The sequence below is a fragment of the Lysobacter gummosus genome (genome assembly GCF_001442805.1).
In the GTDB taxonomy this organism is placed as follows: domain Bacteria; phylum Pseudomonadota; class Gammaproteobacteria; order Xanthomonadales; family Xanthomonadaceae; genus Lysobacter; species Lysobacter gummosus.
In genome coordinates this window covers 4,103,578-4,129,367 of the sequence record NZ_CP011131.1, presented here as the reverse complement: position 1 = coordinate 4,129,367, position 25,790 = coordinate 4,103,578, and the positions used below count along the sequence as shown (strand labels likewise).

Below are 25,790 nucleotides of genomic sequence, written 5' to 3'. Positions count from 1 at the left end.
TCGAACCTTCGACTGACACCGGCTGCATCGGCTCAGCATCAAGCCCCATCGTTCGAAGCCAATTGCGCCAGTTCGTTGCGCACGAGCGCTTCGGTGCTGTGCGGGATCGAATCCTCGATATCCGTGGTCGCATCGTGCGTGGCCACAACGTCCCGGTCTTGTCCGCCCCGCATCACGAACTTCGGCCCACCCGTCGCCCCCGACTCGTTGACGTATTCGCTCTCGCGCACAGTCACGCTGGCCAGCTTGCCGTCCTCCAGCGTCACCACCTGATCGGCGACGTCGAAGTAACGATCGTCGTGGCTGATCGCGACGATCGCCTTGTTGCGCCGCTTCAGCGCCGGCAGGATTTCGTAATAGAACACCGCCTTGAAGGTCGGGTCCTGGTCGGCGGCCCATTCGTCGAACAGGTACAGGTCCTTGTCGTCGAGAATCGCCGCCAGCAGCGCCATGCGGCGGCGCTGGCCGTCGGATAGCGACAGGGTGGAGAACTTGCCGTCGCGGTACTTCACCTTGTGGTCGAGTTGCAGCGCCTTGAGGTAATGCTCGACCAGTTCGGTCAACCGTTCGCGTTCCTCGGAGCCGAGTACGCGGTCGAACAGGTAGTAGTCGGAATAGATCGCGCCGATCGACTGGCGCAGCGAGCCGATGGTGGCGTCGCTGAGCGTCTGTTCGCCGAAGTGGATATTGCCGCCGGTCGGGCGGTAGTGCAGGGTGATCAGCTTGCTCAGCGTCGATTTACCCGAGCCGTTGCCGCCGACAATGAAAGTGATCTGGCCTTTGCGGATCTGCAGATCCAGCGGCCCGACCTGGAAGCCCGCGCCCTCGGCGGCCTGATGGTGATAGCTGACCTGTTCGAAGCGCACGCAGTCCCATTGCGCGGCCGGCTCCTGCACGGTGTCGATCGACTCGGCGGGAATTTCCTCGAACAGCTTCGCCACCCGCTGTACCGACACGCGCGAGACCGTCAACTGCGGGATGTAGTTGAGGATCATCGCCACCGGACCGGTGATGTAGAGCAGGGCCATGATCACGCCGATCAGCTCCGGCGTGCTGACCAGATGATAGTTGACGAAAATGAAGAGGATCGAGCCGATCACGAAGAAGCTGAGCAGGTCGCCGTAATTGCTCGCCGCGCGCACCAGGGTGTGGCCGGCCTTCTCGCTGGAGCGGACCTGATGCTCGTGCGCCATCAGCACATCGTCGAAAAACGCCTGGCGCTTGCTGTCGTTGAGCTTGAGTTCCTTGATGCCGTGGATCAGGCCCTGGATGGACTCCTGCAATCCATCGAAACCGTGACGCGCGCGTATGAAATGGCGGCGGCCGAACAGCATCGGGATCTGATAGCTGGCCACGCCGAAGGCGATGCAGCCCAGCACGAACACGAACACATCCGAGTTGAGCACCAGCAGGAAGCCGAGCATGCCGATCAGGGTGACGATGTTGATCAACAGGTCCGGCATCATCCGCGCGCCCAGCACGATGCGCGGCACGTCGGTGGTCAGGGCGGCGATCATGCGCGCCGCGCCGATGCGTTCCAGCGCCGGCAAGGGCGCGTTGGCGATGCGCGCGTACATCCGCGTGCGCAGGTCCGAGGCCACGTCGATGGCGACCCGGGTCAGCATGATTTGCGATAGCGTGCGCGCCACCAGGATGAACACGCACACCAGCGCGAACACCGCGGCGAATGGCGCGTTGGCGATCTCCAGTCCGAACAGGTGCGTCGGCGCCGCCGCGACTTCGTCGAAGCGGCGGTCGCCGTCCTTGATCACGCTGAGCACCAGCGGAATCAGCAGCGAATAGCAGATGCCGGACAGGCCGCCGAGCAGGATCGAGACGAACACCCGGTTGGGCGCGCGTGCGGAGAATTGGCTGAACAATTTCATCGGCTGGCTCCTGCCGCCGCCATCGAAGCGGTGTTCGGCGCGGGGAGGGCACCGTCGGCGGAGGTGCGCAAACGGTAATAGCGGACATCGCGGAACGGTTCGACCATGTCGTCGTAGTGCGGACTCATCGCATTACCCGATTGCCCGGTCGAATTCATGTACCAATGCGTCACCTGCCTGGGGCTGAGTGCGATCACCTGGCGAAAACCCGCGCCGAAGTCCTGCAGGTAACCGTCGGCGTAGGCGAAGTTGGACGAGGCCACGTTGATGGAATTGCTGGACCCGCCGTTGCCGATCCGGCGCTCGAACACCTTGTCCAGAGGCTTCATGGCGCTCATCGGGATATGCGTGTACACGGTCTTCTGCACTTGCCCCCACTGCCAGTCGCGCATGCTCCAGCCGCCTCGCAGTTTGTGCAGTTCATCCAGGGCGCTGGCCTGGGAACTGGCCAGCGCCTGCTCGCAGGTTTCGCGTCGCGACGTGTCGCGGTTGTCGCACCAGCCGGTCGGGTCGTCCTGGATCAAGCGGCCGAGCCGCTCCAGGCGCACGCTATCGCCGAGCCGTCGCAGCAGGCGCGTGCGTTGCGGGTTGTTCCAGGTGCCCTGCAGCTGATCGGCGAACAAGGTGCTGCGGAAATGCTGCATCCACACGTGGAAGATGCTCGCGGCCTGACTGTCGGCGCGCATGTCGCCGTTCCAGCCGCGCAGGTAGGTGGCAGCCTGAGCGCCGTGCTCGCCTTGCGGCAAGCGCTCGCGAAGACGCGTCATCATCGCGGCGGCGTCCAGGTCGACGGTGTCGGCCTGGATGCGTTGCATATCCTCGGCGACAAGTTTGCGGCCGGAGCCGATGCGTTGCCGCAACAGTTGTTCGATGCGTTGCGCCCGCGCCGGCGAAGCCCAGTCGTGCGAGACGAAATAGGGATAGTCCTCGCCGACCACGCGGTTGTTCGCGCTGACCAGGTAACCCGACGGCGGGTTGTACGCCTGCGGCCATTGCGTGGGCGGCACTTCGCCGGACCAACCGTAGCTGGAATCCCAGCCGGGCGAGGGGATAGTGCCTTCGCCGCGGCTGCGCACCGGAATGCGGCCTGCGCCGAGATAGCCGATGTTGCCGGCGCGATCGGCGTAGAGCATGTTCATCGCTGGCGCGACGTGATGGCTCAAGGCCTGCTTGAACTCGTTCCAGTCGCGCGCATAGTTCATGCGGAAGAAGGCTTCGTAACTGGTATCGGCCGCGTCCAGGCTGGTCCAGCGCAGCGCCACGGGTTGGTCGAACACCTTGAAGTGATCGCTGATGATCGGCCCGTGGCGGCTGCTGCGCACCTGCAGCGTCACCGGCGCGTACTGGCGACGAAGCTTTTCCGGGAAGTCGGCGCGGACGTTGAAGACTTCGCTGCGCACCTGGAACGGTTGCCAGACGCCGTCGGTCTCGTAGTTCGCTCCGCTCGCGTCGGCGCGTTCGAAGAACAGGTCCTGGGTGTCGGCCATCATGTTGGTGCCGCCCCAGGCGATCTGTGCGTTGCGGCCGAACACCACCACCGGCAGGCCGATCAGGCTCATGCCGGAGACTTTGAGCGTCGGCGTGTCCACGCTGATCGCATACCACAGCGACGGAATCTGTAGGCCCAGGTGGGGATCGTTGGCGAGCAGGGCGCCGCCGTCGGCGGTATGCCGGCCGGCGACGGCCCAGGCGTTGCTGCCGGTGTTGGGCGCGGCCAGGCGCAGCTTGCTTTGCAGCTCGTGCTGCGAATCGGCCATCGCCAGCAGGCTTTGCGCTTGTTCGACCGAAGCGACCGTGGTCGGCGCCTGCGCGGGATACTCCGGAAAGAAGATCGCGACCTGCTCCGGCGTCAGCGCGCTCTGGGCAACAAAGCGATCGATTTCGCGACGATAGTTGCCGCCCAGGTCCAGCGCGAACACCTTGATCCAGGCGAGCGAATCGATCTCGGTCCACGGCTCGGGCTTCACGCCGAGAATGCGGAATTCCGCCGGCAGTTGCGCGGTGTGCGCCAGCCTGGCGTTGATGCCCGCGGTGTAGGCGGTGAGCGAGGCCCGCGCCGGCGCGCTCAAGGCCGGCCAGGCCGATCGCGCCGATTCGTAAAGACCCAGCGTGCGGAACAGAACGTCGGCGTCGATGCTGTCCTTGCCGAGCACCTCGCTGAGCCGGCCGCGCGCCATGCGCCGCTGCAACTCCAGTTGCCACAAGCGGTCTTGCGCCTGCGCATAGCCGATGGCGAAGAACGCGTCGCGGTCATTGCCGGCACTGACGTGCACGACGCCGTGCTCATCGCGCGACAGCGTGACCGGCGCGCCGACGCCTTCGGTGATCTGGATCGTGCCCTCGGACGGAAGGCTGTTCCTGACGTTGCTCCACATCCACAACGCGCAACCCAGCAGCGGCAACAGCACGAACACGATCAGTCGTGCGGTCAGTGGGTGGCTGCGCAAGTACATCGGCAATCTCATGAGGTCGGACCGGTGTCGCGTAACGACAATTAATAAAGGTGGGCGAAGTTCGCGCGGGACGCGTTCGGATCAGCGCCGAAGCGACGGCCATACGCCGCCGCACGCGCGCGCGAGGCGACGACTCATGTCGAAGTGGAATGAATTCATGAGTTGCGATGCGCCTCCCCTGCGCAATCCGGTCGCGTGCCGGTGGTATCAGTTCTTGCGACGGCGAGGAGATGTAGTAGCGGCATATCCCTGCCTGCGTGGCAAATTCATGATGGCGTTGTGGCACTCATCAACGATGCACGGTTTCCGAGACGCTATGCTACGTGATCGTAGCGTGATTCAAATTTCGCCGAATGCAACATCTGCGTGACACATCAACAACTGACTGCGATCCGATGCTCTATATGTGTGTGATAGTGCATGGCAATGAACACTGCGATGAATCACATTTCCGTACATGCGTGCTTCCTTTCTGTGCGACATATGGATAACTTACCTCGAAGCGGTTAGCAAGTTTTGCGCGTGATATATCGAGCGCGCCGATCTGGGGGCTAAGCCTGAACGAGTAGCGACCTGTGTCGCATTTAGCGCGAGCTGAATGTGCCGGGCGGGCTTGACAGGTGCGACCGCACAACCAAGGAAGGAGCGGGAAGACGGCATGTCGACTTTTCCCAATATCGTGCACGAGCGAGGGCTTTCGCAGCCCGATCGAATCGCATGCCGCTTCTTCAAGGGCGCTTCGCTGATCCCGGAAGACCTCAGCTTCGGCGAATTATGGCGGCGTTCGTCCGCGCTGGCGCAGCGGTTGCAGGCGATGGGCTTGCGCGGTGAGCGCGCGGTGCTGGTGTGCAAATCGCAGGCGACATTCGTCGAGGCGTTCTATGCATGTTTGCTGGCCGGCGTGGTCGCGGTGCCGACCGCGCCGCCGCGCCGGCAGGTGTTGCAGAGCCGCTTGCAGTTGATCGTCGGCGACGCGCAGGCGCGCGCGCTATTGTTCGACGCCGACGAATTGCTGCAGGCGGAATTGCACGAAGGCGGCGAGGCGCTGATCAAGATCGACTTGCGCGAACCGTCGGATGCGTTCGTGAGCTCGGCCGAGCCATGGCGCCCGGTTTCGCCCGAAGCCGATGCGCCGGCGTTCCTTCAATACACCTCCGGATCGACCGGCGATCCGAAGGGCGTGATCGTCACCCACGGCAACCTGATCGACAACTGCGCGTCGATCCGGGAAGCGATGGAAATCAGCGCCGATTCGGTACTTTTTACCGCTTTGCCGCTGTTCCACGACATGGGGTTGGTCGGCGGCGTACTGCAGCTGATGTACTCGGGTTGTTCGGCCGGATTCATGTCGCCGGCGGAGTTCGTCCAGTACCCCGAGCGCTGGCTGCAGATCATTTCCAGATACCGCGTGACCGTCAGCGGCGGTCCGAATTTCATGTACGAACTGGCCGCCGGCTCGGTCAGCGATGAACAACTGCAGGGCGTCGATCTGTCGTGTTGGCGGGTGGCGTTCTGCGGCGCCGAACCGATCAAGGCGAGCACGATCGAACGCTTCGGCGATCGCTACGGCGCTTACGGTTTCGACGCGGGCGCGTTCTATCCGTGCTACGGCATGGCCGAGTCGACGCTGTTCATCACCGGCACCTCGGTCGGGCAGGCGCCGCGGTTCGCGCATCGCGAGGGCGCGCGGGTGGTCGGCTGCGGCCATGTGCGCGGAGACGTTCGGCTCGAAATCGTCGATCCAGACACGCAGCTGCGCGTGCGCGCCGGCGAGGTCGGCGAGATTTGGGTCAGCAGCGCAAGCGTTGCGCGAGGTTATTGGCGACGGCCGGAGCTCAGTGCGCGGATTTTCGGCGCCCGCATCGAAGGCGGCGACGAGGCTTATCTGCGCACCGGCGATCTGGGTTTCATCAGCGACGATCAGCTCTACATCGCTGGACGACTCAAGGATCTGATCATCGTCAGCGGGCGCAAGTACGCGCCGCAGGACATCGAGCACGAATGCGAGCGCAGCCACGGCGCGTTGCGTCAGGCGGGCGGCGCGGCGTTCTCGATCGAAGACGGTGGACGCGAGTCGGTGGTGGTCGTGTTCGAACTCAAGCGCGAATGGCTGCGCCGCCGGTCCGAGTGGGACGAGGTCGCGCGCGCGATGCGCGCCAGCGTCAGTGCGGCGTACGGCTTGCCGCTGTCGGAAGTGGTGCTGATCGCGCCGGGCAGTCTGCCGCGCACGTCCAGCGGCAAGGTCCGGCGCGCGCAATGCCGGATGGATTACCTCGCGGGCGTGTGGGAGCCCGCGGTAGAAGTTTGAAGGTTCGCCCGCGTGTCGGCGGGCGTGTTGGAACAGTTCGGGGGCAGGGATGAGTAATCGCGAGCAGTGGCTCAGGAATGCGATGGCGGACGTGATGCAGATCGAGCCTGCGCAGATATCGGTGGAACAATCGTTCGCCGAGCAGGGCGTGGATTCGCTGATGGGGCTGCGGTTGACCCGCGCCTTGCAGGACGACCTTGGAGTAGAGATCGAACTGGAGTGGTTGTTCGATTATCCGAATATCCGCGAGTTGGCCGGATATCTCGATAGCCAGTTCGGCGAGCGCGCCGAAGAATCCGCTGCGACGACGGCATAACTTGGCGAACTGAGGCGTTCGGGATGAACCTGGAAGCAAGGGCGGAGCTTTGGCTGCCGCTGTCGGCGGCGCAGCGCGGCCGCTGGTTGACGTACCGCATGGCGCCGGCGCGTCAGAGCGATCACAACAATGTGTTCTCGGCTCGAGTGCGCGGGCACTTTAGCAGCGACGCCCTGCAACGGGCCTTACGCCATTTGGCGATTCGTCACCCGATGCTGCGCGTGCGCATCCGCGAGCGCGACGGAATCGCCGAGCAGCGCTTCTGCGATACCGCCGAAGTGGAACTGCGCTGCGCCGACGCCAGCGGCTGGGACGAGGGCGAACTGGCGCAACAGGTGGAACGCGATGGCGCACGGCCGTTCCGGCTCGACAGCGAACCGCCGTTCCGCGCCGGCTTGTATACGCGTGGTCCGAACGAGCAGGTGCTGATGCTCGCGTTCGATCACATCGCGGTGGATGGTTGGTCGTATTGGCTTGTGCTGGAAGAACTTGGCGCGCTGCTGTCCGATGCGAACATTTTCGATCCGGCCGCGCCGGTTCACGATTACGGGCAGTACGTGCGCTGGCAGGAGCAGTGGCTGCGCGGCGACGAAGCAGTTGCGCAGAGGAACTATTGGCACCAGACGATCGCCGATGAAGGAACACTGCTGCAGCTTCCGACCGATCGCGCGTCCGCCGATTCGGTCCAGGGAACCCAGGTGGTGTCGGTATCGGTGCCCGTCGGCTTGAGCGACGCCGTCAGCGGCTTGGCGCGGCGTCACGCATCGACCTTGTACACCTGCCTGTTGGCGGCGTATCAGATGTTCCTGCATCGGATCACCGGCCAGGACGAGATCGCGGTGGGTTCGCCGATGCCGGGCCGCAGCCTGGCGCAGTGGGACCGGGTGATCGGCGACTTCGTCAATCCGGTTGTGATCAAGGCCAGTTTTACCGCGGAAAAACGCGTGGCGCAGGTGCTGCGCGAAACCCGCAACTCAGCGCTGAAAGCGGTGCGTTATCAGGACTATCCGTATCAGTGCGTGGTCGAAGACCTGCGCGCCCGCCGCGGCGGTGCGGAGATTTCCCTGTTCCAGACCATGTTCGTGTTCCAGCACGCGCGCCACGGCGCCGGCTTACGCGGCCTGTGGAGCGAACAGGGCGCGGACGAAGGCATCGCATGGGGCGGCGCGGCGCTGAGCGCGTATCCGGTGGGCCGCAGCGGCGGCGAGTCGCTGCCGCTGGTGCTGGAAGCGATCGAGCTGGAACAAGGGCTGCGCTGCGATTTCAGGTTCGACCCGGCGCTGTTCGATCGCGCCACGGTCGAACGTCTGGCGGGCTGCTGGCTGCGCCTGCTGGAGAGCCTGACCGCCGATGACGGCCAACGGGTCGCCGAGCTCGACTTGCTCGACCAGGCGCAGCGCCATCAACTGCTGCACGACTTCAACGCGACTCAGGCGCCGTTGCCGGCCGAGCCGCTGGCGCATCGGGCCTTCGAGGCGCAAGCGGCCGTGCTTGCGCAGCAACCCGCGCTGGTGTCCGGCGATCGCACGATTTCCTACGCGGAATTGAATCGTGACGCCAACCGCATAGCGCATCGGCTGATCGCCGCGGGCGTGGGCGTCGGCGATCGGGTGGGAATCTTCCTGGAGCGCGGGCCGTCGTTGATCGCCGCGCTGCTGGGAACTCTGAAGGCCGGCGCGGCTTACGTGCCCATGGACCCGGCTTATCCGTCCGAACGCCTGAGCCACATGCTTCACGACAGCGCGCCGCGGCGAGTGCTGAGCACTTTGTCGTTGCGCGATCGTCTGCCCGATCCGGATGCGACGAACATCTTGTGGTTGGACGATGCGGGCATCGCGGCGGACGGAGACGATCACAATCCGCTCCCAGCCGGACTGAGCGGGAACGACGCGGCTTACCTCATCTACACCTCCGGTTCGACCGGCAAGCCGAAAGGCGTGGTGGTCGAGCACCTCAGTCTGACCGCGCAGATGACGACGCATGTGCGCAACTGCGGCCTCGGGCCGGGCGAACGCATGCTGCAGTTCGCTTCGTACTCGTTCGACAGCTCCGTGGTCGAGATATTTCCCGCGCTGTCGGCCGGCGCGACCGTGGTGCTGCGCCCGGACGATCTGATCGCGCCGGATGCGGACTTCGTCGGCTTTCTGCGCAGGCACGATGTCGGAATCGTCGATGTGCCGACCGCGTTCTGGCATCGCTGGGCGATGCAACTGCGCGACGGTGCCGTGGAGCAGGCGCCATCGTTGCGCCTGGTCGTGGTCGGCGGCGAGAAGGTGGAACGCCGCTTCCTCGATGCATGGCTGACGGCGACGCCGTGCCCCGTGCTCAACACTTACGGGCCGACCGAAACCACCGTCTATGCCACGGCCGTTCGGCTCGACAGGACGACGGCGCGTCTGGATCGCGAGGTTCCGATCGGCGGCCCGGTGGCGAATACCCGCATATATGTGCTGGATGCGCGTGGCGAACCGGTGCCCGTCGGCGTCGCCGGCGAATTGTTCATTGCCGGCGTGCAGGTTGCGCGCGGGTACTGGAATCGTCCGGAGCTTACGGCTGAGCGCTTCGTGCGCGATCCGTTCAGTGCCGATCCGCGGGCGCGGATGTACAAGACCGGCGATCTGGGACGTTGGTTGGCGGACGGGACGATCGAGTTCCTGGGCCGTAACGATTTTCAGGTGAAGATTCGTGGCTTTCGCATCGAGCTGGGCGAAATCGAAGCCCGGCTTGCTGCCTGCGACGGTGTGCGCGAAGCGGTGGTGATCGCGCGCGAAGACGTCGAGGGCGACAAGCGTTTGGTGGCCTATGCGGTAATGGACGCGGGCGCCGAGTTGTCGGTGGCGTCGCTGCGCGAATCGCTGTCGAAGGACTTGGCTGAGTACATGATTCCGAGCGCCTTCGTCGCGATGGAATCGCTGCCGTTGACGCCGAACGGAAAGCTGGATCGCAAGGTGCTGCCTGCGCCTGATCAAGGGGCGGTGCTGAGCCGCGAACACGAAGCGCCGCTTGGCGAAATCGAAAGCGCCATCGCCGCGGTCTGGCAAGACCTGCTGGGCCTTGAGCGGGTCGGCCGTCACGATCACTTCTTCGAACTCGGCGGACATTCGCTGCTGGCGGCGCAGGTCGCCTCACGCCTGCGGCATTCGCTGGGTCTGGACATTCCGCTGCGGGAGCTGTTCTCGCGTCCTACGCCGGCGATGCTTGCGGCGGGCTTGCTGGACGCGCAAAGCGCATCGCAACCGCCCATCGCGCTGGCTGACCGAAATGCCGCGTTGCCGCTGTCGTGGGCGCAGCAACGCTTGTGGTTCCTGGATCAGCTCGATCATTCGGCTGGCGCGGCCTATCACATGCCGGTGGCCTTGCGGTTGAGCGGTGAGTTGGATCGTCTGGCGTTGCAGAAGAGCCTGGATCGGATCATCTCGCGCCACGAGAACCTGCGAACCCGCTTTGTCAGCCAGTCCGGCGCCCCGGTGCAAGTCATCGACTCGGCCGACACCGGCTTCGTTCTGGTCGGTCAAGACTTGAGCGATCTCGCCGCCGATGCGAAAGCCTCCGCTGTGGCCGCGCAAAGTCGCGAAGAGGCCCACGCCTCATTCGATCTTGCGCAGGGGCCGTTGATCCGCGGCCGACTGCTGCGCCTGAGCGAAGACGAGCATGTGCTGCTGGTGACCCAGCATCACATCGTCTCCGACGGTTGGTCGATCGGCGTGCTGGTAAAGGAAGTCAGCGCGTTGTACGACGCGTTTCGCCAGGGCCGGCCCGATCCGCTGCCGCCGTTGCCGATCCAGTACGCCGACTACGCCGCATGGCAACGCGGTTGGTTGCAGGGCGACAGGTTGCAGCGTCAAACGACGTATTGGCGCGAGCAACTGCGCGGCGCGCCGGCGGTCCTGGAACTGCCGACCGACCGGCCGCGGCCCGCGGTGCAGAGCTATGCCGGCGACCGCGTGCCGGTCCGTCTGTCGAGCGAGTTGAGCGCTCGGCTGCGCGGCTTGTCGCAACGTCACGGCACGACCGTCTTCATGACCTTGCTGACGGGCTGGTCGATCTTGTTGTCGCGTTTGAGCGGTCAGTCCGAGGTGGTGGTCGGCAGTCCGGTTGCCAACCGCCAACGCAGCGAGCTTGAGCCGCTGATCGGTTTCTTCGTCAATACGTTGGCGCTGCGCGTCGATCTGCAGGACGCGCCGAGCGTGTCCGACCTGTTGTCGCGAGTGAAGGCGACAACGCTGGCCGCTTATGAACATCAGGACCTTCCGTTCGAACAGGTAGTCGAAGCCGCGCAGCCCGTGCGCAGCATGAGTCACAGCCCGCTGTTCCAGGCGCTGCTGAGTTTGAACAACACGCCCGACGGCGGCGGCCTGCAACTGCACGGCCTGAGCCTGTCGCAGCTCGAAAGCGGCCAGCAGACCACGCATTTCGATCTGGAACTGTCGCTCGAAGACAACGGCGACGAAATCTTTGGCGAACTGTCCTATTCGACCGAACTGTTCGATCGCTCGACGATCGAGCGCTATGTCGCCAGCCTGACCGTGCTTCTTCGGAATCTGGCCGAGGAGTCGTCCACGGTCGACGCGCTGCCGTGGTTGCCGGCCGGCGAACGCGAGCGGGTGGTGGAGGCGTTCAACGCGACCGTCGCGCCGCGCCGTATCGAGCTGATTCATCGCGCCTTCGAAGCGCAGGTCCACGCCACGCCGGAAGCGGTCGCGCTGGAGTTCGATGGCGCCCGCCTGAGTTACAGCGAACTCAACCGGCGAGCCAATCGTCTGGCGCACCGGCTGATCGGCCTCGGCGTGAAGCCCGATGAGCGAGTCGCCATCTGTGTCGAGCGTAGCCTGGAGATGGTGATTGGCCTGCTGGGCACGCTGAAGGCCGGTGGTGCTTATGTGCCGCTGGACCCGAGCTACCCGCGCGATCGTCTGGCTTACATGCTGGAAGACTGCACGCCGACGGCGGTGTTGATGCACTCGGCCACTCGCGCGTTGTTGCCGGAAGACGTTGCGTCGCCGCGCATCGCGTTGGATGCCGACGCGTTGCTGGGTGAACAGAACGAACACGATCCCGAGCCTGAGGCGCTCGGGCTGACGCCGCGGCATCTGGCCTACGTGATCTATACCTCGGGTTCGACCGGCCAGCCCAAGGGCGTGATGAACGAGCATCACGCGGTGATGAATCGTCTGGATTGGGGTGTTCGACAATTTCCGTGGAACGCTTCCGATCGCGTACTGCAAAAGACGCCGTTCGGTTTCGACGTATCGGTATGGGAGTTCTTCCAGCCACTGCTGTCGGGCGCGACCTTGGTGTTGGCAAAACCGCTGGGCCATCAGGACCCGGATTATCTGGTCGATCTGATCGAAAGTGCCGGCATCACAGTGGCGCATTTCGTGCCGTCGATGCTGCAGGTGTTTGTCGATCGCACCGATGCGGGCCGCTGCAAGGGACTGAAACAGCTGTTCTGCAGCGGCGAAGCGCTGCCTTACAGCCTGCAACAACAAGTATTTGCCGCGCTGCCCGGCGTTGAGCTGCATAACCTGTACGGCCCGACCGAGGCCGCGATCGAGGTGACGTATTGGAACTGCGCCGAGCCGTCGCAACGACGCGCGGTGCCGATCGGGCGTCCGGTGGCGAATACGCAGATGTATGTGCTGGATGCTCGCGGTGAACCGGTGCCGGTGGGTGTCGCGGGTGAGCTGTTTATCGCCGGCGTGCAAGTGGCGCGCGGCTATTGGAATCGTCCGGAGCTGACGGCGGAACGGTTCGTGCGCGATCCGTTCAGTGCCGACCCGCAAGCGCGGATGTACAAGACCGGCGACCTGGGCCGTTGGCTGGCGGACGGCACGATCGAGTACCTGGGCCGCAACGACTTCCAGGTCAAGATCCGCGGCTTCCGCATCGAACTGGGCGAGATCGAAGCGCGGCTGGTGGCCTGCGAGGGCGTGCGCGAAGCGGTGGTCATCGCGCGTGAAGACGTCGAAGGCGACAAGCGTCTGGTGGCTTACGCGGTGATGGAGCCGGGCGTCGAACTGTCGGTGGCGGCGCTGCGCGAGGCGCTGTCGAAAGACCTGGCCGAGTACATGGTCCCAAGCGCTTTCGTCGCGCTGGACGCATTGCCGCTGACTCCGAACGGCAAGCTGGACCGCAAGGCCCTGCCGACACCGGATCAAGCCGCGGTGCTAAGCCGCGAGTACGAAGCCCCGCAAGGCGAGATCGAAACCGCCATCGCCGAGATCTGGCAAGACCTGCTGGGCCTTGAGCGAGTCGGCCGCCACGACCACTTCTTCGAACTCGGCGGCCACTCGCTGCTGGCCGTGCAGGTCGCCTCGCGCCTGCGCCAACAGCTCGACGTGGATATCCCGCTGGCCGATCTGTTCAAGTCGCCGCAGCTGATCGCTCTGGCCCGCACCGTGCTGGTCGCTTCGGTCGAGCGTTACTCGCAGGAAGACGTGGCGATGCATTCCGACGAACTCGATGGCCTGTCGGAAGAAGAATTGCGCGCCCTGCTAGAGGAAGAAGACGGCTGAGCCGCGATCGAGTCTGTTAACACCCCTCCGTTTTTACGAATCACCTGATAGGGATGTCATGTCTCAAGAAACATCGTCCGATGTCGAACTGATGAAACTGGAGCTGCTGCGCCGCAGGCTGGCCAAGTCGGCCAAGCCCAGCGCGCAGCTCGGCGGCGCGTCGATTCCGAAGGCCGATCGCGACGGAGAACTTCCGCTGTCGTGGTCGCAGCAGCGCCTGTGGTTCCTCAATCAGTTCGATCAGGCCGCGGGCTCGGCGTATCACATGCCGGTGGCGCTGCGGTTGAGCGGCGAGCTCGACGTCGCCGCGCTTCAGGCCGCGATGGATCGCATCGTCGCGCGGCACGAGAACTTGCGCACGGTGTTCGTCAAGTCGGGCGAGTCGGCCAGGCTGGTGATTCGCGGCGAAGACGTCGGGTTGCCGCTGATGCATCATGATCTGAGTTCGATCGAAGCGGCCCAGCGCCAGGCGCAGGTCGAAGCGATCGGTGCCGAGGAGGCGAGTAAGCCGTTCGACCTCGCCAGCGGTCCGCTGATTCGCGGTCGGTTGTTGAAGCTCGCTGAACGCGAGCACGTATTGCTGGTGACCCAGCACCACATCGTCTCCGACGGTTGGTCGATCGGCGTGCTGATCGGCGAGTTCAGCGAGCTCTACAGCGCGTTTCATCAAAATCGCCCCGATCCGCTGCCGCCGTTGCCGATCCAGTACGCCGACTATGCAGCATGGCAGCGTCAATGGCTGCACGGCGAGGAGCTGAGCAAGCGCATCGAGTTCTGGCGAAATCACCTGCAGGGTGCGCCGGCACTGCTGGAGCTGCCGAGCGATCGTCCTCGACCGCCTTCGCAGAGCTATACAGGCGACCGAGTGCCGGTACGTTTGCCCGACGCGTTGACCGAGGCGTTGCGATCCTTCTCCCAGCGCCACGGCGCGACGATGTATATGACCTTGCTGACCGGCTGGTCGGCATTGCTGTCGCGTCTGAGCGGGCAGACCGATCTGGTGGTGGGCAGTCCGGTCGCCAATCGGCAACCCTCACAGGTCGAGGCATTGGTCGGTTGCTTCGTCAACACGTTGGCATTGCGGATCAGGCTCGAAGACGATCCGAGCGCGGCGCAGCTGGTCGAACAGATCAAGCGCACGGCGCTGTCGGCGTATGCGCATCAGGAGCTGCCTTTCGACCAAGTGGTCGAATCCTTGCAGCCGGAACGCAGCATGAGTTACAGCCCGTTGTTCCAGGTCATGCTGACCTTGGACAACACGCCGCGGGGCGCGAGTTTGTCGCTGCCGGGACTGGAGTTGAGTCAGATCGACCCCGACCATCGAACCGCGCATTTCGACCTGCGCTTGTTGCTCAGCGACGCAGGCGCCGAGCTCGAGGGCGAATTGGAATACGCCAGCGATCTGTTCGACCGCGATACCGTCGAGCGCATGGTGGGACAGTGGTTCAATCTGCTGGGAGCGATGTGCAAGGACGAAGATCGGGCGCTCAGTGTGCTGCCGCTGATTTCAGCGGAAGAGCGCAGGCGTGTGCTGGTAGATTTCAATACTGTTCGTGCGGACGCGCATGATCAGACGCTGGTGGGGCTGTTCGCCGCACAGGTCGCGCGAACGCCGGATGCGCCTGCGGTGTCGTACGAAGACGTGACGCTGAGTTATGCCGAGCTGGATCGCCGCGCGAATCAGATCGCGCATCGTCTGGTCGGCTTGGGCGTGAAGCCCGATGATCGGGTAGCGATCTGCGTCGAGCGCAGCGTGGAGATGGTGGTCGGTCTGGTCGGCATCCTGAAATCGGGGGCTGGTTACGTTCCGCTGGACCCGAGCTATCCGCTGGATCGATTGAGCTACATGCTGGCCGATAGCGCGCCGATGGCGTTGGTGACGCAGGCTTCAGTGCGGTCGTTGTTGGGTTCGTTGTCGGTGCCGGTGATCGAGCTGGAAGACGCGACGCTGGCGCAGGAATCGGAACAGCCGCCTTCGGTGGCGCTGAATTCGACGCATCTGGCCTACATGATCTACACGTCGGGCTCGACCGGTCAGCCCAAGGGCGTAATGATCGAACACCGCTCGCCGGTGAACTTCTGGCAGGCGATGCAGGCGACTACGCATCGCGAAGTGGCCCCAGGTTCGCGGATCGGCTTGAACGCGGCTTACGCGTTCGACATGTCGCTCAAGGGCTTGTTGCAGCTGCTGTCGGGCCACTGCGTGCTGCCGATCCCGCAGTCGATCCGCGCGAGCGGTCCGGCGATGTTGGACTTCATCGAAGCGCAGAAGATCGATGCATTGGACAGCACGCCTTCGCAGCTCGAAGGTTTGTTGGCCGCGGGGCTGTTGGAAGGCGAGGGCCATCGCCCCGTCAGCGTGCTGCTGGGCGGCGAGCCCATCGGCCCGAAGCTGTGGGCGCAGTTGCGGGATTCGAAGCGAATCCACTTCCACAACATGTACGGCCCGACCGAATGCACGGTGGACGCGACGATCGGCAGCATCCGCGAAGCGATGGGCGGACCGGTGATTGGCCGGCCGATCGCGAATACGCCGGTGTACGTGCTGGATGCGCGCGGCGAACCGGTGCCGGTCGGCGTCGTGGGCGAGTTGCACCTGGGCGGCGTGCAGGTGGCGCGCGGTTACTGGAATCGTCCCGAGCTGACGGCCGAGCGGTTCGTCCGGGACCCATTCAACGCCGACCCGCAAGCGCGGATGTACAAGACCGGCGACCTGGGCCGTTGGCTGGCCGACGGCACGATCGAATACCTGGGCCGCAACGACTTCCAGGTCAAGATTCGTGGCTTCCGCATCGAACTGGGCGAGATCGAAGCACGGCTGGTCGCTTGCGATGGCGTACGCGAAGCGGTGGTCATCGCACGCGAAGACGTCGAAGGCGACAAGCGCCTGGTGGCCTACGCGGTCATGGCGTCGGACGTCGAATTGTCGGTCGCTTCCTTGCGCGACGCGCTATCGAAGGACTTGGCCGAATACATGATCCCGAGCGCGTTCGTCGCGCTGGAATCGCTGCCGCTGACCCCGAACGGCAAGCTGGATCGCAAGGCGCTGCCGGCTCCGGATCAAGGTGCGGTCCTGAGTCGGGCCTTCGAAGCCCCACAGGGCGCGATAGAAACCGCCATCGCGGACGTCTGGCAAGACCTGCTGGGCCTTGAGCGAGTCGGCCGCCACGACCACTTCTTCGAACTGGGCGGTCACTCCTTGTTGGTGATCGGCCTGATCGAACGCCTGCGCCAGCGGGGTTATTCGACCGACGTACGCACGGTATTCACCACGCCGATGCTGCGAGCGCTGGCCGAACAACTGGCCTGCGAACCGGTGGCGGCTACGGCCGAAGCGGCGGCGAACCCGATCACGGAACAGACGACGCACCTCACCCCCGATCTGCTGCCGCTGGTCGCGCTGAACCAGAACGAGATCGACGGGATCGTCGAATCAGTGCCCGGTGGCGTAAGCAACATCCAGGACATCTACCCGCTGGCGCCGTTGCAGGAAGGCATCCTGTTCCATCACCTGTTGGAACAGGACCGCGAAGGCGATGCCTACCTGATGCGATCGGTGGTCGCGTTCGATAGCCGCGAGCGCCTCGACCTGTTCCTGACCGCGCTGCAACAGGTCATCGCGCGTCACGACATCCTGCGCAGCTCGGTGCGCTGGCAGGGCCTGCCGCGGCCAGTGCAAGTGGTGCATCGCGAAGCGCCGCTGCCCATCGAGTCGATCGCGGTCGATCCGCGGCAAGAAGCACTGCCGCAACTGCTGGAGCGAACAGATCCGCGTCGCATGCGGCTGGACCTGAGCCAGGCGCCGGTCCTGCGCGGGTACATCGCCCAGGATGCCGCCAGCGGCGAATGGCTGCTGGCATTGCTGCGCCACCACTTGGTCTGCGACCACGTGGCGATGGACCTGATTCTGTCGGAGATCCAGACCCTGCTCAGCGGCGGTGTGTTGCCGCCGGCACGGGCGTACCGTCATTTCATCGCTCAGATGCAGACGGTGGCCGACGACGAGCACGAAGCTTATTTCCGCGCGCAACTGGAATCGGTAGAAGAGCCAACGGCGCCGTTCGGAATACTGAACGTACAGAACGACGGCGAGCAGGTCGAAGAAGCGCGATTGTCGCTGTCGATGGCGATGGCCCGTGCGATCCGGGACGCATCGCGTCGCCGCGGCGTAACCCCGGCGGTGCTGTTCCACGTCGCCTGGGCGCGGGTGCTGGGTCAGTGCAGCGGCCGCGAGGACGATGTCGTGTTCGGTACGGTGCTGTCGGGCCGTCTGCAGGGATCGGAAGGCGCCGACCAGGTCGTCGGCATGTTCCTGAACACCTTGCCGATCCGGATCGGGTTAAGCCATGACGTACCGGCGTCGATCGCGCAGGTGTATGCGCAGCTGAGCGAACTGCTGGAGCACGAACAGGCGTCGCTGGCGCTGGCGCAGCGTTGCAGCGGCGTGCAGGCGCCGCTGCCGTTGTTCACGTCGCTGCTGAACTACCGCCACGGTCACGCGGCGACGCCGGAAGACAGCGCGCAGGCGATGCAGGCGTGGAGCGGCATGCGGCTGATCGGTGGCGATACGCGCAACAACTATCCGCTGACGATGTCGGTGGAGGATCTGGGCGAAGCGTTCGGATTGACGGTGCTGGCGGTGGCGGGAATCGATCCGCAACGGCTGGTGCGGTACATGGAGCAGGCGTTGGCGTCGTTGTTGTCGGCGCTGGAGGATGGGTCGCAGCAAGCGCTGCAGGAACTGCCGATTCTGCCCGCGGCCGAGCGCGAGACGGTCTTGCGCGAGTTCAATTCGGTGGATGCGCAGTCGCACGATCAAACGCTGGTGGAGCTGTTCGAGGCCCAGGTCACGCGGACGCCGGACGCACCGGCGGTGTCGTATGAAGGGGTGACGCTGAGTTATGCCGAGCTGGATCGCCGGGCGAATCAAGTCGCGCATCGTCTGATCGGTTTGGGCGTGAAGCCCGATAATCGCGTGGCGATCTGCGTCGAGCGCAGCGTGGAGATGGTGGTCGGTCTAGTCGGCATCCTGAAATCGGGGGCTGGTTACGTTCCGCTGGACCCGAGCTATCCGCTCGAACGCTTGAGCTACATGCTGCAAGACAGTCAGCCAATGGCTTTGGTGACGCAGGCGTCGGTGCGGTCGTTGCTGGGTTCGTTGTCGGTGCCGGTGATCGAGCTGGAAGACGCGACGCTGGCGCAGGAATCGGAGCAGGCGCCTTCGGTGGTGCTGAATTCGACGCATCTGGCCTACATGATCTACACCTCGGGTTCGACCGGTCAGCCCAAGGGCGTGATGATCGAGCATCGCTCGCCGGTGAACTTCTGGCGGGCGATGCAGGCGACTACGCATCGCGAAGTGGCTCCGGGTTCGCGCATAGGCTTGAACGCGGCTTATGCGTTCGATATGTCGCTGAAAGGATTGCTGCAACTGCTGTCGGGCCATTGCGTGCTGCCGATCCCGCAGTCGATCCGCGCGAGCGGGCCGGCGATGTTGGAGTTCATCGAAGCGCACAAGATTGACGCGTTGGATAGCACGCCTTCGCAACTCGAAGGCTTGTTGGCCGCAGGCCTGTTGGAAGGCGAGGGCCATCGCCCGGTCAGCGTGCTGCTGGGCGGCGAGCCCATCGGCCCGAAACTGTGGGCTCAACTGCGGGATTCGAAGCGCATCCACTTCCACAACATGTACGGTCCGACCGAGTGCACGGTGGACGCGACGATCGGCAGCATTCGCGAAGCGGCGGGCGGACCGGTCATTGGCCGGCCGATCGCGAATACGCCGGTGTACGTGCTGGATGCGCGCGGCGAACCGGTGCCGGTCGGCGTCGTGGGCGAGTTGCATCTGGGCGGCGTCCAAGTGGCGCGTGGTTACTGGAATCGCCCGGAGCTGACGGCCGAGCGATTCGTCCGCGACCCGTTCAGCGCCGACCCGCAGGCGCGGATGTACAAGACCGGCGACCTGGGCCGTTGGCTGGCGGACGGCACGATCGAGTACCTGGGCCGCAACGACTTCCAGGTCAAGATCCGCGGCTTCCGCATCGAACTGGGCGAGATCGAAGCGCGGCTGGTGGCCTGCGAGGGCGTGCGCGAAGCGGTGGTCATCGCGCGTGAAGACGTCGAAGGCGACAAGCGTCTGGTGGCTTACGCGGTGATGGAGCCGGGCGTCGAACTGTCGGTGGCGGCGCTGCGCGAGGCGCTGTCGAAGGAGCTGGCCGAGTACATGGTCCCAAGCGCTTTCGTCGCGCTGGACGCATTGCCGCTGACTCCGAACGGCAAGCTGGACCGCAAGGCCCTGCCGGCGCCAGACCAAGGCGCAGTGCTGAGCCGCGAATACGAAGCCCCGCAAGGCGAGATCGAAACCGCCATCGCCGAGATCTGGCAAGACCTGCTGGGCCTTGAGCGAGTCGGCCGCCACGACCACTTCTTCGAACTGGGCGGCCACTCGCTGCTGGCCGTGCAAGTCGCCTCGCGCCTGCGCCAATCGCTGGGTCTGGAGATTCCGCTGCGCGACCTGTTCTCGCGTCCCACCCCGGCCGCGTTGGCCGCCAGCGTGCAGGGTTCGCAGAGCGCGTCGCAACCGCCGATCACGCTCGCCGACCGCAATGCCGCGTTGCCGCTGTCGTGGGCCCAGCAACGCCTGTGGTTCCTGGATCAGCTCGATCACTCGGCCGGTGCGGCGTATCACATGCCGGTGGCCTTGCAGCTGAGCGGCGAACTCGACCGTGCAGCGCTGCAGAGCAGCCTGAATCGAATCGTCGCGCGCCACGAAAACCTGCGCACCCGCTTCGTCAGTCAGTCAGGCGCCCCGACCCAGGTCATCGATCCGGCCGATACCGGCTTCGTTCTGGTCGATCACGATCTGAGCGATCTGGCCGCCGACGCACAAGCCTCCGCCGTAGCCACGCAAAGCCGCGAAGAAGCCCGCGCCCCGTTCGATCTGGCCCAGGGCCCGTTGATCCGCGGTCGCTTGCTGCGACTGAGCGAACGCGAGCACGTGCTGCTGGTAACCCAGCACCACATCGTCTCCGACGGTTGGTCGATCGGCGTGCTGGTGAAGGAAGTCAGCGCGCTGTACGACGCTTATCGTCAGGGCCAGCCCGATCCGTTGCCGCCGCTGCCGATCCAGTACGCCGATTACGCCGCGTGGCAACGCGGCTGGCTGCAGGGCGAGACCCTGCAGCGTCAAAGCAACTACTGGCGCGATCAGCTGCAAGGCGCCCCGGCGGTGCTGGAACTGCCGACCGACCGGTCGCGCCCGGCGTTGCAGAGCTACGCCGGCGACCGCGTCCCGGTTCGGCTGTCGGCTGAGCTGAGCGCGCAGTTGCGCAATTTGTCGCAGCGTCACGGCACGACCGTCTTCATGACCTTGCTGGCCGGCTGGTCGGTGTTGCTGTCGCGCCTGAGCGGCCAATCCGATGTCGTCGTCGGCAGCCCGGTCGCCAATCGCCAGCGCAGCGAACTCGAACCGTTGATCGGCTTCTTCGTCAACACCTTGGCGCTGCGCGTCGATCTGCAGCATCAACCCAGCGTGACCGACCTGCTGGCCCAGGTAAAAGCCACGACCCTGGCCGCGTACGAACACCAGGACCTGCCGTTCGAACAAGTCGTCGAAGCTGTGCAGCCGGTGCGCAGCATGAGCCACAGCCCGCTGTTCCAGGCGCTGCTGAGCTTGAACAACACCCCCGACGGCGGCGGCCTGCAACTGCACGGCCTGACCCTGTCGCAACTCGACAGCGGCCAGCAGACGGCGCAATTCGATCTGGCCCTGTCGCTGACCGACAACGGCAACGCCTTGAGCGGCAGCGTCGCCTATGCCAGCGACCTGTTCGACCGCGGTACCGTCGAGCGGATGATGGATCACTGGACGACCTTGCTGACGGCGATGGTCGCCGACGATTCGGCTTCGGTCGCGCGTCTGCCGCTGCTGACGCCGCCGCAGCGGGCGCAGGTGCTGCAGGGCTTCCACGCCCAGGCCCACGGCGACACGCCGCGTCAGTTCGAGCACGGCGTGATCCATCACGGCTTCGAAGCCCAGGTCGCGCGCACCCCCAATGCACCGGCGGTGTCGTACGAACAGCAAACGCTTAGTTACGCCGAACTGGACCGCCGTGCCAACCAAGTCGCACATCGCCTGATCCAGTTGGGCGTTAAACCCGACGACCGCGTCGCGATCTGCGTCGAGCGCAGCCTGGACATGGTGGTCGGCCTGCTCGGCATTCTGAAGGCCGGCGGCGGCTACGTGCCGCTCGATCCGGCGTATCCGGCCGACCGTCTGGCCTACATGCTGGAAGACAGCGCGCCGGTGGTGTTGCTGAGCCAATCGGCCCTGCGCGCGAGTCTGCCGTTAGCAACATGCCCGGTTCTGGAACTGGACGACGAAGCCGTATGGGCACAGGCAGATACCGATACACCGGTCGTGAGCGGCCTGCAGCCGCACCATCTGGCCTACGTGATCTACACCTCCGGCTCGACCGGACAACCCAAGGGCGTGATGGTCGAACACGGCCAGGTCAGCCGTTTGTTCGCCTCCACCGACCACTGGTTCGGCTTCAACGAAACCGACGTATGGACGCTGTTCCATTCGTTCGCGTTCGACTTTTCGGTATGGGAACTGTGGGGCGCATTGCTGTACGGCGGCCGCGTAGTCGTGGTGCCGTCGCTGTGCGCACGTTCGCCGGTGGAGTTCTACGAACTGCTGGTGCGCGAAGGCGTGACCGTGCTGAACCAGACCCCGAGCGCGTTCCGTGCCCTGATCGCGGCGCAGAGTGAGCACGAGCACAAGCTGCGCACGATCGTGTTCGGCGGCGAAGCCCTGGAACTGAGCACGCTGGTGCCGTGGCTGCAGCGCAACCCGACATCGCGCACGCAGCTCATCAACATGTACGGCATCACCGAAATCACCGTGCATGCGACCTACAGGCCGATCACCGAAGCCGACGTCGCGGTCCCGCGCGGCAGCCCGATCGGCCAAGCCATCGCCGACCTGCGTCTGTACGTGCTGGACGGGCAGGGCGAACCGGTGCCGGTCGGCGTGACCGGCGAGTTGTACGTCGCCGGCGCCGGTGTCGCACGCGGGTATTTGAACCGCGAAGAACTGACTGCGCAGCGCTTCCTGCCGGATCGATTCGACCCCGATCCGCAGGCACGGATGTACAAGACCGGCGACCTGGGCCGCTGGCTGGCGGACGGCACGATCGAGTACCTGGGCCGCAACGATTTCCAGGTCAAGATCCGCGGCTTCCGCATCGAACTGGGCGAGATCGAGGCCAAGCTGGCCGCGTGCGAGGGCGTACGCGACGCCGTGGTGATCGCACGCGAAGACACCCCGGGCGACAAGCGCCTGGTCGCTTATCTGGTGATGCGCGAAGGCGCGACCTGGTCGGTGCCCGAACTGCGCGAGACGCTGTCGCGCGATCTGGCCGAATACATGGTCCCGAGCGCATTCGTCGCCCTGGACGCGTTGCCGCTGACGACCAACGGCAAGCTGGATCGGCAGGCGCTGCCGGCGCCGGACCAGGCATCGGTATCGCAGCGCGAATACGAAGCACCGCAGGGCGAAACGGAAACCGCGATCGCCGAGGTATGGCAAGAGCTGCTGGGCCTGGATCGCGTCGGTCGCCACGATCATTTCTTCGAACTGGGCGGTCACTCGTTGCTGGTGATCGGCCTGATCGAACGCCTGCGCCAGCGCGGTCTGAATGCCGATGTGCGCAGCGTATTCATCGCACCGGTTCTCAGCTCCCTGGCCGAAACCCTTCGCGCGAACCCGAGCGACGCAGACGATTTCCAAGTCCCCGCCAATCTGATTCCGGACAGTTTCCGGGATGAAGCGAACGAAGCAGATACCGAGGAGTTTCACGTATGACGCCACAGGATGTGCTCGCCCGACTGCGCGAGAACAACATTTCCGTACATGCCAGCGCCGGCGAACTGGTCGTGCGCGCGGCGCGCGGCGTCATGACCGCCGAATTGCTGGCCTTGCTCAAGGAGCACAAGGCCGCGCTGTTGGCGGTCCTGCCGGACGAGGCGGCCGCAGCGCGGATCACGCCGGAGATGTTGCCGCTGGTGCGGTTGTCGCAGGAAGAGATCGACGGCATCGTCGATAGCGTCCCGGGCGGCGTGGCGAATATCCAGGACATCTACCCGCTGGCGCCGTTGCAGGAAGGCATCCTGTTCCATCACCTGCTCGATGGCGAGGCCGACGCGTATCTGCTGCGCTCGCTGATCGCCTTCGACAGCCGCGCGCGCCTCGATGCCTTCGTCGTCGCCATGCAGAAGGTCATCGCGCGTCACGACATCCTGCGCAGCGCCGTGCGCTGGCAAGGCGTGAACAAGCCGGTGCAGGTCGTGCATCGTCAAGCGGCGCTGCCGGTCAACGAGCTGGAGTGCGAGGCGGGCGAAGACGCCATGCAGTATCTGCTGGCGCAGACCGATCCGCGCCAGACCCGATTGGATCTGCGCCGGGCTCCACTGTTGGAGGCGTACATCGTGGCCGACCCTGCGAACGGCGAATGGCTGCTGAGCCTGCTGCGCCATCACATGGTGTGCGATCACGTAACCATGGAGTTGCTGTTGTCTGAAGTGGCCGTCGTGCTGCGCGGCGATGAGCGCGATCTGCCGGCACCGCAGCCGTACCGCAACTTCATCGCCCGCACCCAGGCGGTTTCGACCGATCACCACGAAGCCTATTTCCGCGAGCGCCTGGGCGATATCGATACGCCGACGGCGCCTTTCGATGTGCTGGACGTGCAGGGAAGCGGCGATGCCGTCGAAGAGTCGAAGCGCGTCTTCAGCGAAGCGACGGCGACGGAGCTGCGCGCCAGCGCCCGCCGTCTCGGCGTCTCGCCGGCGGCATTGTTCCATCTGGCCTGGGGCCGGGTGCTGGCGCAGTGCAGCGGGCGCGAAGCGGTGGTGTTCGGCACCGTGCTGTCCGGACGCTTGCAGGCCACCGACAGCGGCCAAGTGGTCGGCATGTTCATCAACACGCTGCCGATCCGGATCGATCTGAATCAAGCCCCGGCCATCGAAGCGGTGCGGGCGACTCAGCGCGGCCTGGCCGAACTGTTGCAGCACGAACAGGCATCGCTGGCGCTGGCCCAGCGCAACAGCGGCGTGCAGGCGCCGTTGCCGTTGTTCACGACGCTGCTGAACTATCGCCACAGCCACGCGCCGAAACAGCCTTCGGACGCCGCGGCTAGCGACGTGTGGTCCGGCGTGCGCCTGATCGGTGGCGAAGAGCGCACCAATTATCCGATCACGATGGCGGTGGAGGATTGGGGCGATGGTTTCGGCCTGACCGCGCAATGCGCGGCGGGTATCGATCCCGACCGCATGGCGGGATATCTGGAGACCGCGGTCGAATCCCTGCTGCAAGCGCTGCGCGAAGAACCGCAGCGCGCCGTGTGCCGCCTCAAGGCGATGCCGGACAGCGAGCGTCAGCGGTTGCTTCAAACGTTCAACGCCACCGATACCGATTTCGATCTCGACCAGACCGTACATCGTCTATTCGAAGTACAAGTTGCGCAACGGGCGGATGCGGTCGCGCTGGAGTTCGAAGGCGAGCAACTGAGTTATGGCGAGCTCAACCGTCGCGCCAATCGACTGGCCCATCATCTGATCCAGGCCGGCGTGCGTCCCGACGACAGGGTGGCTATCCATATCGAACGCAGCATCGAGATGGTGGTCGGCCTGCTCGCCATTCTGAAATCCGGCGGCGCCTACGTGCCGCTGGATCCGAGCTATCCGCCCGAGCGGTTGAACTACATGCTCGCCGATTGCGCGCCGGTGGCGCTGCTGACCCAACACAGTCTGCGCGACCGCTTGCCCGAGTCGGGTGCGCGCCCGGTGTGGTGTCTGGACAGCGATGCCGGCTTGTGGGCCGATCAGTCCGATGCCAATCCCGATGCCGCTGCGCTGAAGCTGACTTCGCGCCATCTGGCCTATGTGATCTACACCTCCGGCTCGACCGGTCAGCCCAAGGGCGCGATGAACGAACACCGGGGCGTGGTCAATCGCCTGCTGTGGGCGCAATCGCAGTTCCAGCTGACCGCGTCGGATCGCGTGCTGCAGAAGACGCCGTTCGGATTCGACGTATCGGTGTGGGAATTCTTCCTGCCGCTGCTGGCGGGCGCGCGATTGGTGATGGCGCGGCCGCTGGGACATCAGGAGCCGGATTACCTTGCGAACATCATCGATTCGGCGGCGATCACCGTCGTTCATTTCGTGCCGTCGATGCTGCAAGTGTTCCTGGAACAGATCGCCCCCGCCGAGTGCGGCAGCCTGCGGCAAGTGTTGTGCAGCGGCGAGGCGCTG

7 protein-coding genes (1 of these 7 running past the window's edge) are annotated in these 25,790 nt (G+C 64.9%); 5 read left to right on the top strand and 2 right to left on the bottom strand.

The features are described 5' to 3' along the window. Positions 1-38: 38 nt before the first annotated feature. Positions 39-1,886 (bottom strand): cyclic peptide export ABC transporter, encoded by a 1,848-nt coding sequence (locus LG3211_RS16755; protein ID WP_083512608.1) that lies wholly within the window; start codon positions 1,884-1,886, stop codon positions 39-41. Further along, positions 1,883-4,339 (bottom strand): penicillin acylase family protein, encoded by a 2,457-nt coding sequence (locus LG3211_RS16750; RefSeq protein WP_057943831.1) that lies wholly within the window; start codon positions 4,337-4,339, stop codon positions 1,883-1,885. Before LG3211_RS16750 ends, LG3211_RS16755 begins: the two co-directional genes overlap by 4 nt. A gap of 658 nt (positions 4,340-4,997) precedes the next feature. Between LG3211_RS16750 and LG3211_RS16745 the strand changes: the two genes are divergently transcribed. The 5 genes in view from LG3211_RS16745 to LG3211_RS16725 are tightly spaced (at most 58 nt apart) and all read left to right on the top strand, a layout consistent with a single transcriptional unit that may run on beyond the window. Then, the gene (locus LG3211_RS16745; protein WP_187313039.1) at positions 4,998-6,647 is read left to right on the top strand and encodes a fatty acyl-AMP ligase; all 1,650 of its coding nucleotides are present in this window, start codon (positions 4,998-5,000) and stop codon (positions 6,645-6,647) included. 49 nt (positions 6,648-6,696) lie between these two features. Then, a complete protein-coding gene (locus LG3211_RS16740; RefSeq protein WP_083512606.1) occupies positions 6,697-6,963 on the top strand; it encodes an acyl carrier protein in 267 nt (88 codons plus the stop codon). Positions 6,964-6,986: 23 nt separating this feature from the next. Continuing rightward, a complete protein-coding gene (locus LG3211_RS16735; RefSeq protein ID WP_057943828.1) occupies positions 6,987-13,478 on the top strand; it encodes a non-ribosomal peptide synthetase in 6,492 nt (2,163 codons plus the stop codon). A gap of 58 nt (positions 13,479-13,536) precedes the next feature. Continuing rightward, positions 13,537-23,343: a non-ribosomal peptide synthetase gene (locus tag LG3211_RS16730; protein ID WP_057943827.1), complete on the top strand. Its 9,807-nt coding sequence runs from the start codon at positions 13,537-13,539 to the stop codon at positions 23,341-23,343. Next, positions 23,340-25,790, top strand: the 5' end (the start) of a protein-coding gene (locus LG3211_RS16725; protein ID WP_057943826.1) for a non-ribosomal peptide synthetase. It continues 7,554 nt past the right edge of the window; 2,451 of the gene's 10,005 nt are visible here — the first part of the coding sequence; it begins with the start codon at positions 23,340-23,342; the stop codon falls past the right edge of the window. The genes LG3211_RS16730 and LG3211_RS16725 overlap by 4 nt, the downstream gene beginning before the upstream one ends.

Coding starts and splice junctions, on each gene's coding strand:
- LG3211_RS16755 (WP_083512608.1), bottom strand. CDS start 1,886: ATGAAATTGTTCAGCCAATTCTCCGCACGCGCGCCCAACCGGGTGTTC.
- LG3211_RS16750 (WP_057943831.1), bottom strand. CDS start 4,339: ATGTACTTGCGCAGCCACCCACTGACCGCACGACTGATCGTGTTCGTG.
- LG3211_RS16745 (WP_187313039.1), top strand. CDS start 4,998: ATGTCGACTTTTCCCAATATCGTGCACGAGCGAGGGCTTTCGCAGCCC.
- LG3211_RS16740 (WP_083512606.1), top strand. CDS start 6,697: ATGAGTAATCGCGAGCAGTGGCTCAGGAATGCGATGGCGGACGTGATG.
- LG3211_RS16735 (WP_057943828.1), top strand. CDS start 6,987: ATGAACCTGGAAGCAAGGGCGGAGCTTTGGCTGCCGCTGTCGGCGGCG.
- LG3211_RS16730 (WP_057943827.1), top strand. CDS start 13,537: ATGTCTCAAGAAACATCGTCCGATGTCGAACTGATGAAACTGGAGCTG.